The organism is Solibacillus isronensis, from assembly GCF_023715405.1.
Classification (GTDB): Bacteria; Bacillota; Bacilli; order Bacillales_A; family Planococcaceae; genus Solibacillus; species Solibacillus isronensis_B.
The window spans coordinates 1419156-1433504 of the sequence record NZ_JAMBOC010000001.1 but is presented as its reverse complement, the minus strand read 5'-3'; the positions used below and the strand labels follow the sequence as shown (position 1 = coordinate 1433504).

Below are 14349 nucleotides of genomic sequence, written 5' to 3'. Positions count from 1 at the left end.
AATGAGCAAATGGTTGTTTTTGTGTACACATTTTTAATGTGCTATCATCTCGTGTGCAATCTCATGGCCCTCCATATTTGAAGGGTAATAGGTTGGCCAATTCGTTATTTCTTTTAATAAAGCTTCACGATCATCCCCCCAGTAGATGTGGTAATGCCCTGATTTTTGAGGTGCGATTATATGGTCACTGAACTGAATATAAGCCGGGACGCCTGTTTCTTCGCCGACATGTTTGAAAATAAACCGGACCCCACGATTACCTTTTTCATAGGTTAATATTTCATAACCATCATATGTGTATTCTCCTTTATGCGCGTGACCATGATCATAAAATGTAATAAAACGATCTTCAATGACAATACGGTCCGTAGTAGTCTTATAGCCAGTTTCATAATAAGATTTAATATCCTCAAATGTTTGGCTGTCATCATGGGAAGCCTTATGTTCAAAAACTTCATCCAAAGTACCATCCTGCAAATAAGGGTAGACCGATTGCCAGTCGCCGCTCCAATCGCTTAATGGCCGGTCCTGTACTTCTTCGTCTTCAAAATAACCGTTATAAATTTTTTCCTGTTTTTCATTAATTTCATGTTGATGATCATGCTCATGAGCCTTTTCTTCTGTTACAACATCCGCAGTTGCATTGACCTCTTCTTTAGAATTTTCAGCACAACCAACCAGCATGATGCTAAACGCTAAAATACTTAAACAATTTAATTTCCTTTTCATACCTTACCTCCTAAATAGTAACTGTTACGATTTATAATATTATATAGTTGTGCCTTGCTTGTCAATACAAATCGTAATTATTACTATTTGAGAAGTTAATTCCACCTAAAATACTTCCCATGACCATCAGTATTTTCTAGTATTTTGACGGTTCTAGTTATACCAGCATCAATGAAATCCACATGTAAATCCTTATCATACATATTGTTGTAGATGTGATAAATGCTATGAATATGGCTTAGTTGCTGAAGCAGTACCAATAATTCTGACTTTAATGTAGCGGAAAACTGATTTGCTACATGTGTGTGGAAAATAATAATTTGGCTATTTTGAAGTTCATGGTTTTCAAATAGTGGGGGAATAAGATTTCTAAAATCTCCGGTTAGTAAAAGCTTTGAATATTGCCGGTGAATCACCATTGCTTTCGCTAAATTTTCTTTCCGTATAATTTGTTCGGGCCAAATTAAACTTTTCAGCCATAAATATTCATCAGAATCTTGTAGATCAATAATATTTAAATCAATTCCAAATCGGTGTACAATGTTCAGGCTTTTCACAGAAGTTATAGGCGTGCCGTAGTTTTTCGCAAAAAGAGTGAGAGGGCTATTTTCATTGCCAAATGAAATCGGCGGTTCTTGTTCAATTTCATATCGATACCCATCCAAATTAAGCAAAAGTCCTGCACTTGTACCGATTTCCAATAATGATAATGGTAGTTTCGCCTCTTCGGCAATTTCCGAGAAAATCGGGTAAAGATAGCTGGCACGTTGGACTTCATTTGTTTGAACGGATTTTGTCTGAAACAACTGCAACAGTTCATCCGAGTGTTGTGTACAGAAACCGATGAGTAATTGAAAGCTTTCTTCCAGATTTACTTCATAAGGATTTTCGAATATTCGTTTTAGAGGGGTTTCTTTTTGGGCTGATAAATACTGGACAGACCCAAAAAATAAATTCGGCTTTGGCTGTGTCTCCGGAATATGCATAATGAGATGCAATAGTTGCTCATTTGTTATAATCCTTTCACACCAATATCGTAAAGTGGGCTATTGTTTTTCGCTTCCTGTTTGGCAAAACGTCTAAAAACTGCGACTAGTTGTTCCATTTAAAACACCTCATTTCATGTATTGCTTACAGTGTATAATAGACTTACAATTAATAGAATTAATGAGTTTTAATGTATTTGATTAATAATATTAATAAGAAGGTGATAAATATGGATATAAAATGGTTGAAATCATTTATAGCGGTTGTTGAAGAAGGGAGCTTTCGAGCGGCGGCAGAAAAACTGTATATTTCCCAGCCCAGTATTACTGTACATATGAAGTTATTGGAGGAACATTTACAAGTTCAATTGTTTCACCGGGAACATACAAAGGTAAAGGTATCTGCAATTGGTGAAAAATATTATCCTATGGCCAAAAAACTTGTGGCTGAAATAGAAGCAAGTACGAAAGAAATTCTCCTGGAATCTCTACATCCGACTGTTCCATTAATAATTTCGGTTTCACCCGCTTTGCTTCATACGAATCTATTAGAGCGAATACATAATTTTATTGAAGTACATCAACAATACAACGTGGAAATTAAAATGGAAGATCAGATGCAGTTAGAGAGTGCAATAAAAGAACAACGAATAGATGTAGCACTAGGTTTACATAAATTCATTTCTAAAGAATTTCATTCGGAGCGAATTGACCGTTCCCCGTTGAGAATAGTATATTCTTCAAAATTTCAGCTTGCGGAAAAGGAGCTTGATTTACAGCTTAAGGCGCTTTTTAATGAGCATCCGCTTTATATAGGTTATTTAGATGAACATACCCCGTTAGTTGAATGGTTAAATAATGAGTACGATATAAAGAAATTCAACAAAATAAATGATGTTATTTTTGCTATAAAATTGATTAAGGAAGGGTTAGGTATCGGGCTATTGCCTGAAAGTTTGATTTCAGAGGAAATTGAAGCAGATTTATTAAGGGTGGTGGATATAGGTCCGATCGGGACTATTTATCCAGTTGATATTTATATGAGCCACTTAAGAAATTCTACTAAAATTATTCCTCTGACGAGTTTCATCCGAAAAAGCTCAATAGATTATTGAGGAAAAAGGGGGGAGCATAGTTAAGTTTTTTATTAGTGAATTTAAATTTAATAAAAAAAGGTGAAGCAATAATTATTGCTTCACGCATTTATTTAAAATAAGGTCAATGCTGTACGAGGGTCATTATGATCCGTAATGTAAGCTATATTTTCGTACCCATTCTGAACCGCTTTTCTATAAACACGTTCAGTTACATGTTGATCTTTTACATAAATTGTTATATAGGAACTATCAACAATTAAAAGGGCGATTTCACACTGGCTATTAAGGAAATCTTCATATGTAGCAATACCCTGTATATGTGTGTTTTCCTTAAATGCTTTTAAGTCTGCAAATAAAACATAATAGTCTTTTGCAGAGATTCGGTTGTAAAGGTCTTGACCGTTATATGTATAAGGCTGCGGGAACATTGCTTCGCCTATCTGTTTATTATCAATATAATATGCCTCTCCGTCACCTGATTTCCAAAAGTAATTTTTGATGTTGATGTCTTCTAAAATGTCATATAAATAACGGCCGTACCGGTTCGGTATTTCAAAGGATACCCCTCTCATTGCTTCATCATCTCCTCCAGTAATTTAATTGTAAAATAAGGACCGCAACTCTCCTCGTGAGTAACGACATACGTCCAAGTAAAATTTTTATCTACTATATAAATATCTTCTTCCTCTAATAAATCTTCTGCTTTTAATGAATTAGCGTCCTCAACATCGAAAACTTCAGGGAAATGTTCATAAAAAATATAGCACTCTGTTTTTTTAAGTGAATTAAAAGCTTCTTCGGCTTTAATCTGGCTCAGATGGGGAATCATTTTGTAACTGAACAGATGCCACAAGTAACCACTAAAATAATGGTCTCCAATAAGAAAAATTCTTTCTTTTTCTTCCTGAAGTAAATGATGGGCAAATGCATTTTCCCATTGCTTTTTAAAATATATCCCCCAGTGAAGATTCTCGGTAAATTTCATGTTTTTTCTACTCAATCTTTTAGATAAATCGTCCATTAGCTGCTCCAATCTTTTTATTTTCTCATTATACTGATATTATGTTGGGTAATGATAAGATTTTTTATATCTTTAGACAACAATCATAAAAATGCTTTCAAATGCGCATAATAATCTGGTTATTCCGAAATAGCAATTTCATAAGATAAAAGTTGATCTTTAATGGGAAAATAATGAAATAATAATTTTAATAAAATACTAGCCGATTTTCTTGACTGGTCATGGTACTATAGAAATATGGCGAATTTAAGGCAAAAAGATATAAATTGATATAAAGGGGTAGTAATATGACGATGTTTGACGAGAAAATTCAGGGATTGTTACAGCAATCGGCATTACAATACATAATTTATAAAGAAAATGAAGATACAGAACGAATTGAAAAGCTTCATTTATTTGCACGCAAACTTTTACAAAAGGAATTTGTTATCGGGTTTGCCGGTCACTTTTCTGCAGGTAAATCGAGTATGATCAATGCACTGTCGGGGGAAAACATTTTAGCGACAAGTCCAATTCCGACAAGTGCGAACATTGTTAAAGTGCATAAATCGGATGAAGATTATGCGATTCTATATTTGCACAATGAAAAGCCGGTAAAATTTGAAGCGGGCTATGATATTAAACAAGTAAAAGAATTGAGCAAAAACGGCGAATTGGTATCACAAATCGAAATTGGACATAGTACATCAAGCTTACCTGAAGGGGTTACTGTGATGGATACTCCGGGTGTTGACTCAACGGACGATGCGCATGCGATGAGTACGGAATCTGCGTTGCATATTGCCGATATGGTGTTTTACACAATGGATTACAACCATGTGCAATCAGAGTTGAATTTCCAATTTACAAAGCAATTGATGAAATACAATCCGAACGTGTATTTGATCGTCAATCAAATAGACAAGCACCGTGAAGCTGAACTGTCATTTGAAGATTTCAAGCAGTCAGTTCATAACTCATTTGCTGCTTGGGGTGTTTACCCGAAAAATATTTTCTTCACATCACTGCGTGAAAAAGAGCTTCCGAACAACGATTTTGAACAAGTGAAGAAAATCGTAATGGATTCAATGAATGACTGGCAGGAACAATTAATTTCAACTGCAGAAAATACATTGACGAAGCTACAGCATGAGCATGAAGCGTATTTGGAAGAGGAGAAGCAGGATCGCTTCACTACGTACGCTGAACTCGTTTCTGAAGATGACTGGCAGCATCGCGATGATATTTTAGAGCAATATGAAAAACTGACGCGTCAAACAGAACTATTCTCGTTTGATGTATTTGATAAGCAGTTCGATGAAAAACGTAAAGACTTGCTTGCAAATGCTGCGATTATGCCGGCGGATGTTCGTGATAAACTACGTGCCTATTTAGAAAGTCAGCAAGAGGACTTTAAAGTTGGCGGACTGTTTACTGCGAAAAAGAAAACAGCAGAAGAGAAAGCGCGACGTCAGGAAGAAGCATATGCAAGCTTTAACCATGTTGTCCAATCGCAAATTACCGGTCATATAAAAGCATTGATGAAGCAAGCGTTAAAAGATGTCGGTGCATTGAATGACGAACGTGCCGCAAGCATTGACAAGAAGGAATTTAATTTCCCGTTCTCGATTATTGAAGATCAAGTGCAAAAGAGCGCGATAATAACGGGAGATGCGGTATTAAACTTTGCAAATCGTGTTTCAGATGCGACAAAACGTTACTTTATTCAAACAACGGATGCATGGAAGCTAGAGCAAAAAGATACATTGGAACAGGTTGCGCGTGAAGCAGCAGCACCTGTTAAGCTTAAAATTAATGCAATGTCCGAAAAAGTGCATGCGCTTCAGCATATACTGCAAATTGAGATATTCCAGGCTTTCAGCAATACATTAATGAAACAAGTTTCCAATGAAGTTCGCGCGGAATCCAAAATTCATTTGGAAAACTGGAAGCGTGAGCATGAGCAGGCATTGAAAGATATTCGTCCATTTGATGAATCGATGCTGCAGTTAAAGGGTCAAGAAACAGAAATTGCTGCTGAACAAACGCAGGAAAAAGTGGGTTCAGGTTTGAATGTTGATAAAGTAACTGAAAAAGCATTGAAGACGGCGCATATTATTAAAGATGTTCAAGGCTTCAAAGAAGTTTCCAGCTTCTTGACGAAAAAAGTGGAACGTCTGCAAAAACGCGACTTTACGATTGCCTTATTCGGAGCATTCAGTGCGGGTAAGTCAAGCTTTTCAAATGCATTGATGGGTGAGCGCGTATTACCTGTATCACCAAACCCGACGACAGCAGCGATCAATAAAATCCGTCCTGTCTCACCGGAACATCCGCATGAAACAGCCGATGTTCATCTGAAAAATGAAGCGCAGCTACTTGAAGATATTCAAGGTTCGTATGCAGCGATTGGCCTTCAAGTATCTTCACTAAAAGAAGCGTATGATCGTGCAGATGAAGGGCTGGCTGTTCCATTAACAGATGAGCGCCTGAATGTTCATAAATCATTTATCCGTGCGTATTCGGAAGGTTATGAAACATTCATCACAAAATTGGGAACGACATTACGTGTTAACCGCCATGATTTTGAAAAGTACGTAGCACAGGAAAACCGTTCTTGTTTCGTGGACAATATCGATTTCTACTTCGATTCACCACTAACGCGTATGGGTGTAACATTAGTAGATACGCCGGGTGCCGATTCAATCAACGCACGTCATACTGGTGTAGCGTTCGATTATATTCGAAATGCCGATGCCATTCTTTTCATTACGTACTACAACCATGCATTTGCAAAAGCGGACCGTGAGTTCTTAATCCAGCTAGGACGAGTAAAAGATGCGTTTGAACTGGATAAAATGTTCTTTATCGTAAATGCGATTGACTTGGCTTCTACAATGGAAGAAGAGGAAGAAGTAAAAGGCTATGTTCGTTCAGAGCTACAACGCTTCGGTATCCGTTTCCCAAGACTGTACGGAGTATCGAGTTTACTGGCCTTAAAAGAAAAGCAGGATCAGCTCGAGCATCAGTCAGGTATGGCACCATTTGAAGATGCATTCCATCACTTCCTGAATGATGAACTGATGGGAATTGCGGTACAGGCACTTCAAGAAGAAGTGGATAAAACAGAAGCACGTCTGAATGATTTAATTACACAAACTGAAGAAAACCTGAAACGTAAAGATGAGCGTCTTGAAGAATTGGCTCATTTGGAAAAGCTAGTGCGCTCCAAGTTCCAGTCAACTCAGACAGCCATGCTTGAAAGTGAAACAAAGCAAGAGCTGGATGAACTGTTATACTATGTACTGCAACGTGTGTACTACCGCTATCCGGACTTCTACCGTGAAAGCTATAATCCGTCCACTTTCGCGCAAATGCCTGCACAGCAAGCATTGCAAACAGCATTAAAAGAAGTGCTGCAGGCGTTAAGCTTTGACTTCGCTCAGGAATTACGTGTAACGAACTTCCGTTTAGCGCAATTTGTTGAGAAGAAAATGAAGGAACTGTTTAAAGATGAGTCACGTGAATTAAAAGAACTGAACCCAAGCTTTGCATTTTTAAGCTATGAATCAAAAGAGCCGGAAATTTTGGATTTTACAGGTCCATTTACAGATTCGGCGCCATATGAAGGGGTAAAATCCCACTTTAAAAATGTAAAAGCATTCTTTGAAAAGAACGAGAAAGAGCAATTGCGCGATGCATTGGAGCAATTAACAAAACCAAATGCACAAAATTATCTGGATGCTGAAAAAGCCAAAATTATGGAATGGGCGGGAAGCTACATCGCCATTGAGGCAGAAGGATTGCGCCAGCATATGCTTGAACAGGCAGTCGAGCAGATTGAAACAGAACGTTTATTACTTCAAGAAGAAAGTCGCTTAGCTGTTTGGAAAGATATTTACGCGCAACTACAAGCGTAAGGAGGATCTTTTTAATGACGAATATTTTTGTGACCGCAAATCGAATGGAAAGAACAGGTCGTTTAATCGATACAAGATTTGATATGAACAATTTAGAGTCAGGCAGAAAGATGTATGAAGAGGGCCATATTGAAGGAGCTGTATACTGGGATTTAAATACCGACCTATCAGATTTAACGAAAGAAGAAGGCCGACATCCGCTTCCGGAAAAGAAGCAACTTCAGGCTTTGTTTCAAAAACATGGTTTAAATTACAATGATGCCATCTATATTTATGATCAAGGTGCTGCAGCTTTCGCAACTCGTGCATGGTGGATATTGCATTATGCTGGCTTCAAGCATGCCTATGTTGTAAATGGCGGTTTTGAGGCACTGAAGGAAGCTGGATTCCCAGTTTCGACAGAAGTACCTGTATTTAAGGAAAGCAAGCTTGATTTGCAGTGGAATGATGATATTTTAATAAAACGTCAGGATATTATGCATATTATTGAAGGTAAGCGAAAAGCGACAATAATTGATGCCCGCGCACCGGAACGTTACCGTGGTGAATTAGAGCCGTTTGATAAAGTGGCAGGACATATTCCGACAGCGAAAAACTATGATTGGGAACAGTTGCGTAATGGCTCAGAACTGGTTATTACGTCTTCTCTTCTCGCGCAAGTTCCAAAAGAAGAGGAAGTAGTTGTCTATTGCGGATCAGGTGTTACTGCTACACCGGTCTATACAGTATTAAAGGAAGCAGGCTATCAAAATATAAAAATCTATATGGCAGGCTATAGTGATTGGGTAAATCATCACTCTGTCGAAAAATAGATTGGAACTGCTGAATAGGCCGTTATGTAAATTAATTTTACATAGCGGCTTTTTGGCGTCCGGAAAATTTAACGAAAGTATGGCCTTGATTTCCAATATTTACAATAAAGTGGTATTGTAGAAAAATAACGGTCAAAGGAGTGAGAAATGTGTTATTGAAGAAAAGAATTGAGCTGAGTGAAAAGAACGGAGTAAAAATGATAAATGGATCTGTTCAATTTCAGGCAGTTTATTTAAATGTTCATTGCTTTGAAGTGGACGGTATATTAATTGATACGGGTTCTGCCTCACTTCTTAAGCAGTTTATGCCTTTTTTTGAACAGATGGACGTTGATCAGATTATGTTGACCCATTATCATGAAGATCACTCCGGAGGCGCGCATTATTTGCAGAAAACATACAACTTGCCGATATTTATGCATTCGCTCAACATTGAAGAATGTGCTAAGAAGGCAGGCTATCCTTTATATCGCAAACTTTTCTGGGGGGCAAGGCAGCCGTTTCTTGCACAGCCGGTCGGAGATGCTTTTTCATCAAGAACAGCAGATTGGAAAGTGATTGAAACTCCCGGACACACAGAAGACCATGTAGCCTATTTAAATGAATCGACAGGTCAACTCTTTACAGGTGATCTGTATGTGACGCCGAAAACAAAAGTCGTCTTGCGAGAAGAAAGCATCCCTCAAATTATCCGATCACTGGAGAAAGTATTAACGTATGATTTTCTTGAAATATATTGTAACCATGCGGGATATATCGAAAATGGTAGAGACGCTTTAATGCGAAAACTTAATTATTTAAAAGAGCTAAGTTATAAAATAGAAATGATGAACGAAGAGGGTTTGACAGCTGCCGAAATTACAGCGCAGCTTTTCAATAAAAAGTATCCGATTACAAAACTGTCTTTAGGTGAATGGGATGCGGCACATATCGTATCTTCTGTCTTAAACAAGTAAATAATATATGTTTACCGTCTAGTAAGTAGGAACTTACTAGGCTTTTTATATTTGAAATTGAAGCGGAAATAATAACTATTACGAAACTTAAAATTTACATTAGCTTTACAATTAACATTACTTAATAATGGGTATGGAAGAATAAAAGTTAACTTTTGTAGAAAATGCTGAAAAAAAGGCTGAATAAAAGCATTAAATCAACAAATAGTGATTGACTTCAGAATATTTCATCAAAAAAGGGCTAAAATTAACAAGATGTGTTTATAAAACTATGTTTCACAATTGTAAAGCTTTTGTAAATAACATAAATTAATGTTGAAGATATTGAAAACTCGGTGTTATGATTACCTAGGTTTTAATTTACAAACTTTATTTTAGGAGGATTTTATTCGATGTTTAACTCTAAAAAGCCGGATCCATTTTTTGAAGGATTATTAAATATTGCAAAAAATGTACAACAAGGTGCCAACTATGCAAAAGAATCGACAATTACTACAGTATCAGAACTAAAACAAATTCAAATTAAAATGAAGTCCTATGAAACAGCTGGGGACAAGCTGATTCATGAATTAATCGTGAAATTAAACGATTCGTTTATGACACCAATTGAACGTGAAGATATTCTATCATTAGCCATTAAACTGGACGATATTCTGGATGGCATTGAAAATACAATTGCCCACTTTGAAATGTATTCATTTACAGAAGTAAATCAGTATATGCGTGACTTCGTAGACTATATTGCCAAATCATCAGATGAAGCAGTAAAAGCAATGGAGTTATTGAATAAAAAAGATTTAATCGGAATGCGTCAACATGCCATTCTGATCAAAGATTATGAGCGTGAATGTGATGAAATTTTCCGTAAATCCATTACTGAACTATTCCAGACTGAGAAAGATCCAATTCGCTTAATCATCTTTAAAGATTTATATGAGCAGTTAGAAGAAATTGCGGACTACTGCCAAAATGTAGCGAATACAATCGAATCAATTATTATGCGAAATGCATAATGAAAAAGGAGTAAATTATGGATACGTTATTAATCATTACCGTACTCGTTGTCATCTTTGCGCTGGCATTCGACTTTATTAACGGTTTCCATGATACAGCCAATGCGATCGCCACATCTGTTTCGACGCGTGCTTTAAAACCTCGAGTAGCTGTTCTTTTAGCGGCAGTGATGAACTTCGTAGGTGCGATGACGTTTGTAGGCGTAGCAAAAGCTGTAGCATCTGGAATTGTGGATCCTTTCTCTTTGAACGCGTTTGAAGGGGATACAACAGGATCTGTAGTTATTTTGGCAGCATTATGTTCTGCCATCACATGGAACTTACTAACTTGGTATTTCGGTATTCCATCAAGTTCTTCACATACATTGATCGGATCAATTGCTGGTGCAGCAGTTGCATCGGCAGGTATGAATATTTTAAACTATGAAGGTTTCTTTAAAATATTGCAGGCGTTAATTATTTCGCCGATTTTAGCATTAACTCTTGGTTTTATCGTAATGAAGTTATTCAAATTTATTTTCCACCGCTCACCACTGTATGGAACAACGAAAGCGTTCCGTTTGACTCAAATCGGTACAGCGGCTTTACAATCGTTTACACATGGTACGAACGATGCCCAAAAAGCGATGGGTATTATTACAATGGCTCTAATCGCAGCAAACTTGCAATCAACAGATGAAGTACAGAATTGGGTACGTTTTGCCTGTGCATTGGCGATGGGTCTTGGGACATCAGTAGGCGGATATAAAATCATTAAAACAGTCGGCGGTAAAATTATGAAAATCCGTCCGGTCAACGGGGTAGCGGCGGACTTAACTTCTGCATCAATCATTTTTGGTGCAACAGTCATCGCATTACCGGTTTCGACTACACATGTAATTTCTTCTGCAATTATGGGTGTTGGTGCAGCACAGCGTGTGAAAGGTGTTAAATGGGGAATGGCGCGTAAAATTGTAGTTACGTGGTTTATCACATTGCCAATTTCCGCATTAATGGCCGCATTATTCTACTTCTTAATTAGTCTTATTTTCTAATTTTAAAACGGCGCTCAATAATTAATATTGAGCAGCCGTTTTTTGTTTGTGGGTGGAGGGTAGATTTTCTAATAAAGTTGCGAGTTGTTCTAATATAACCTGAAAAGTTCTAATATATCGCAGATCTTCTAATAAAGTGCACGTTTGTTCTAATATGAGCGCTCGATCTTCAAATAAACTATATGAAAGTTCTAAAATAGCATTCAATTCTTCTAATATCAGTCATAAATGTTCTAATATACAATACGCCGCGCTCTCACCACACCGTAACACGAGTTTTTCACTCCCCAGATCATTTCAAATATGTCTGAAACAGCGCATGCACATTTTCAACCGGAATAAATAATCCGACTTTCCCGTGCCCTTCACGAGTTCCTGTTGCAAACACAACACCAATTACATCTTCGTTTTCATTAATGACCGGGCTACCACTATTTCCGCGATAAACAGGTGCGTCCATCATAATGATATCTGGCTGAATGTCTGCGGCAGTTGTATAGCCGATAATCGTTCCTTTATTGGCAATCCCGCTAAATGCAAGCGGATTTCCGATAAAAAAGACGGCCTCATTTTTACGGAATTCGCTCGTTGTGGCAAGTGGCAGGAACGGCAAGTTTTCAGCATCCACTTTCAACAATGCCAAATCATAATCTTCATATGATTCTACAACCTCAGCTTTATAAAGCGTATCATCCGGAAATACAACGGTAATCGTCAACGCATCCTCAATTACATGATCATTTGTTATTATGTAGCCATTCTCTGATACCGCAAACCCTGTCCCTTTCCCTGAGTCGGTATTAATTGTGACAACAGATTGTTTATATGTTTGAATATTTTCCTGATTAGATAATTGTGATGATACTTTTAAAAATTCAATCGCAGGAATGGAATATACATTGAAAATCACGGCAAACGTACTAAAAGCTAATGTTAATGCCATCAACCATACTACAATTCGAACAAATGGTTTTTGCTTTTTCGTTTTTTTCGGCTGTGGGTTTAAACGTTCTTCTCGTGCTTTTGCAAGCGCCTTTTCCTGTTCTTCCAAAACAAGTTCCAAAAATTCTTCTTCTGTCAGTTCCTCAGTATTCGTTTTCTCTGTCATTGTGTTCCCTCCGATATGTATAAGTGTAACAAAAGTACACGAAATTTGAGACAAAAAGAGCAGATTCAAAATTTTTTTTGGAAGTTTGTGAATTATTTCATATTACTAAATTGAAAATACTTCGTGCAATCCATCACATACTTTAGCTTGATAAAGCAGGATTTTAAAAATGACAGCCCTTACATTTATTATTTAGAAATAATAGATTGTGTTTGAAATCACAAATGGAACAAGCGGTTGGTAAATGATATAAGTATTGTTATATCAACGTTTTCGGCTTGTTTTTAGTAATTCGAACGATTTATTAAAGCTATCGTTGACAAAGTAAAAATTAAAGGTTAACATTCGTAATTACAAAGGATTTCAAAAATTAGAAGGGGATGGTAAATATGGATTTAATGAAAAAGTCACTTGAAATGCACGAACACTTTGGCGGGAAAATGGAAATTCGTGCAAAAGTTCCGGTACAGGATAAATATGATTTGAGTTTAGCTTATTCTCCGGGTGTTGCTGCCCCTTGCCTTGCAATTGAACAGAATCCTTCAACCGTGTATGACTATACGATGAAAGGGAATTTAGTAGCGGTTATCACAGACGGAACCGCGGTATTAGGGTTAGGGGATATTGGTCCGGAAGCCGCTTTACCAGTAATGGAAGGTAAGGCGTTATTATTAAAGCGCTTTGCAAATGTTGACGCAGTACCGGTATGCTTAAACACTAAAGACGTAGACGAAATTGTCAACATTGTAAAAGCGATTTCGCCGACCTATGGAGCAATCAATCTGGAAGATATTTCAGCGCCGCGCTGTTTTGAAATTGAAGACCGGCTGCGTGCTGAATGTTCAATCCCGGTATTTCATGATGACCAGCATGGAACGGCAATTGTCGTTGGGGCAGGTTTAATCAATGCGGTGAAACTGGTGAAAAAAGATGTCAATAAGATGAAGGTTGTCATTAACGGAGCTGGGGCAGCAGGTATTGCGATTCTCCGTATTTTAATTCAAATGGGTTACACAAATGTCGTTATGTGTGACACGAAAGGCATTATTTATGAAGGGCGTCCTGAAGGGATGAATCCGGTAAAAGAACAGGTTGCTCATTTATCGAATCCGGATCAATTACGCGGTACTTTGGATGATGCATTAGTAGGAGCAGATGTGTTTATCGGGGTGTCCGCAGCAAATATTTTAACGGAAAAACATATTAAATCGATGGCTATAGATCCGATTGTCTTTGCTTTGGCAAATCCTGATCCTGAAATAACGCCGGATAATGCAAAAAAATGGGGCGTAAAAATTATTGGTACCGGCCGTTCTGACCATGCCAACCAAGTGAATAATATGCTTGCCTTCCCGGGGATTTTCCGTGGTGCACTTGATGTAAGAGCGACAGATATCAACGAGGCGATGAAGCTGGCGGCGGTTGAAGCTATTGCATCGCTAGTAACAGAAGAAGAGCTGAATGAAGACTTTATTATTCCGAGCTCGATGGATGAACGGGTTGCAGGTGTAGTTGCAAAAGCAGTTGGATCCGCAGCCATCGCATCAGGAGTTTCTGAATTGTTCCAGCAAGTAGATCTAATTAACACTTCGGTAGCCATTTAAAAAGGATGTGCATGAAGTTACATTCAGCACATCCTATAAAATAGTGAAGACGATCAATCAGTGGGAATCCAAAATCTCCACTGATTGCAG

13 protein-coding genes are annotated in these 14349 nt (G+C 37.6%); 7 read left to right on the top strand and 6 right to left on the bottom strand.

Going from position 1 to position 14349, the window contains the following annotated elements:
• Positions 1-33: 33 nt before the first annotated feature.
• From M3166_RS07335 to M3166_RS07325, 3 genes are all read right to left on the bottom strand, one after another.
• Entirely contained in the window at positions 34-684 is a 651-nt protein-coding gene (locus M3166_RS07335; RefSeq protein ID WP_435368073.1) for a ZinT family metal-binding protein, read from the bottom strand.
• A gap of 140 nt (positions 685-824) precedes the next feature.
• On the bottom strand, positions 825-1727 hold the full coding sequence (locus M3166_RS07330; RefSeq protein ID WP_251688780.1) for a DUF2332 domain-containing protein: 903 nt from the start codon (positions 1725-1727) through the stop codon (positions 825-827).
• A gap of 14 nt (positions 1728-1741) precedes the next feature.
• Positions 1742-1834: a DUF2332 domain-containing protein gene (locus M3166_RS07325; protein ID WP_251688779.1), complete on the bottom strand. Its 93-nt coding sequence runs from the start codon at positions 1832-1834 to the stop codon at positions 1742-1744.
• A 78-nt stretch (positions 1835-1912) separates the two neighbouring features.
• On the opposite strand from M3166_RS07325, the gene M3166_RS07320 reads away from it, so the two are divergent.
• On the top strand, positions 1913-2830 hold the full coding sequence (locus tag M3166_RS07320) for a LysR family transcriptional regulator (RefSeq protein WP_251688777.1): 918 nt from the start codon (positions 1913-1915) through the stop codon (positions 2828-2830).
• Between the two features lie 92 nt (positions 2831-2922).
• On the opposite strand, the gene M3166_RS07315 is transcribed toward M3166_RS07320, so the two are convergent.
• On the bottom strand, positions 2923-3384 hold the full coding sequence (locus tag M3166_RS07315) for a DUF2691 family protein (protein WP_251688775.1): 462 nt from the start codon (positions 3382-3384) through the stop codon (positions 2923-2925).
• Positions 3381-3833 carry a DUF4275 family protein gene (locus M3166_RS07310; RefSeq protein WP_251688773.1) on the bottom strand — a complete coding sequence of 151 codons (453 nt, stop codon included), beginning with the start codon at positions 3831-3833 and terminating at the stop codon, positions 3381-3383. The genes M3166_RS07315 and M3166_RS07310 overlap by 4 nt, the downstream gene beginning before the upstream one ends.
• Positions 3834-4120: 287 nt before the next feature.
• On the opposite strand from M3166_RS07310, the gene M3166_RS07305 reads away from it, so the two are divergent.
• The 5 genes from M3166_RS07305 (at position 4121) to M3166_RS07285 (ending at position 11547) form a co-directional block, all read left to right on the top strand.
• Positions 4121-7732, top strand: coding sequence for a dynamin family protein (locus M3166_RS07305; RefSeq protein ID WP_251688771.1), 3612 nt, complete (start codon positions 4121-4123; stop codon positions 7730-7732).
• Positions 7733-7746: 14 nt separating this feature from the next.
• Positions 7747-8544 carry a sulfurtransferase gene (locus tag M3166_RS07300; RefSeq protein WP_251688769.1) on the top strand — a complete coding sequence of 266 codons (798 nt, stop codon included), beginning with the start codon at positions 7747-7749 and terminating at the stop codon, positions 8542-8544.
• Positions 8545-8693: 149 nt separating this feature from the next.
• Positions 8694-9500 (top strand): MBL fold metallo-hydrolase, encoded by an 807-nt coding sequence (locus M3166_RS07295; protein WP_251688767.1) that lies wholly within the window; start codon positions 8694-8696, stop codon positions 9498-9500.
• Between the two features lie 392 nt (positions 9501-9892).
• Positions 9893-10513 carry a DUF47 domain-containing protein gene (locus tag M3166_RS07290; protein ID WP_079525974.1) on the top strand — a complete coding sequence of 207 codons (621 nt, stop codon included), beginning with the start codon at positions 9893-9895 and terminating at the stop codon, positions 10511-10513.
• A gap of 17 nt (positions 10514-10530) precedes the next feature.
• Positions 10531-11547: an inorganic phosphate transporter gene (locus M3166_RS07285; protein ID WP_251688765.1), complete on the top strand. Its 1017-nt coding sequence runs from the start codon at positions 10531-10533 to the stop codon at positions 11545-11547.
• Between the two features lie 292 nt (positions 11548-11839).
• On the opposite strand, the gene M3166_RS07280 is transcribed toward M3166_RS07285, so the two are convergent.
• A complete protein-coding gene (locus tag M3166_RS07280) occupies positions 11840-12655 on the bottom strand; it encodes a S1C family serine protease (protein ID WP_251688763.1) in 816 nt (271 codons plus the stop codon).
• Positions 12656-13044: 389 nt separating this feature from the next.
• On the opposite strand from M3166_RS07280, the gene M3166_RS07275 reads away from it, so the two are divergent.
• Positions 13045-14259 (top strand): NAD(P)-dependent malic enzyme, encoded by a 1215-nt coding sequence (locus M3166_RS07275; protein ID WP_251688761.1) that lies wholly within the window; start codon positions 13045-13047, stop codon positions 14257-14259.
• Positions 14260-14349 lie beyond the last annotated feature (90 nt).

Bases quoted from the DNA above. Each gene is read 5' to 3' on its own strand.
- M3166_RS07280 (WP_251688763.1), bottom strand. From the start codon at position 12,655: ATGACAGAGAAAACGAATACTGAGGAACTGACAGAAGAAGAATTTTTG.
- M3166_RS07335 (WP_435368073.1), bottom strand. From the start codon at position 684: ATGCTGGTTGGTTGTGCTGAAAATTCTAAAGAAGAGGTCAATGCAACT.
- M3166_RS07325 (WP_251688779.1), bottom strand. From the start codon at position 1,834: ATGGAACAACTAGTCGCAGTTTTTAGACGTTTTGCCAAACAGGAAGCG.
- M3166_RS07275 (WP_251688761.1), top strand. From the start codon at position 13,045: ATGGATTTAATGAAAAAGTCACTTGAAATGCACGAACACTTTGGCGGG.
- M3166_RS07285 (WP_251688765.1), top strand. From the start codon at position 10,531: ATGGATACGTTATTAATCATTACCGTACTCGTTGTCATCTTTGCGCTG.
- M3166_RS07305 (WP_251688771.1), top strand. From the start codon at position 4,121: ATGACGATGTTTGACGAGAAAATTCAGGGATTGTTACAGCAATCGGCA.
- M3166_RS07300 (WP_251688769.1), top strand. From the start codon at position 7,747: ATGACGAATATTTTTGTGACCGCAAATCGAATGGAAAGAACAGGTCGT.
- M3166_RS07315 (WP_251688775.1), bottom strand. From the start codon at position 3,384: ATGAGAGGGGTATCCTTTGAAATACCGAACCGGTACGGCCGTTATTTA.
- M3166_RS07290 (WP_079525974.1), top strand. From the start codon at position 9,893: ATGTTTAACTCTAAAAAGCCGGATCCATTTTTTGAAGGATTATTAAAT.
- M3166_RS07310 (WP_251688773.1), bottom strand. From the start codon at position 3,833: ATGGACGATTTATCTAAAAGATTGAGTAGAAAAAACATGAAATTTACC.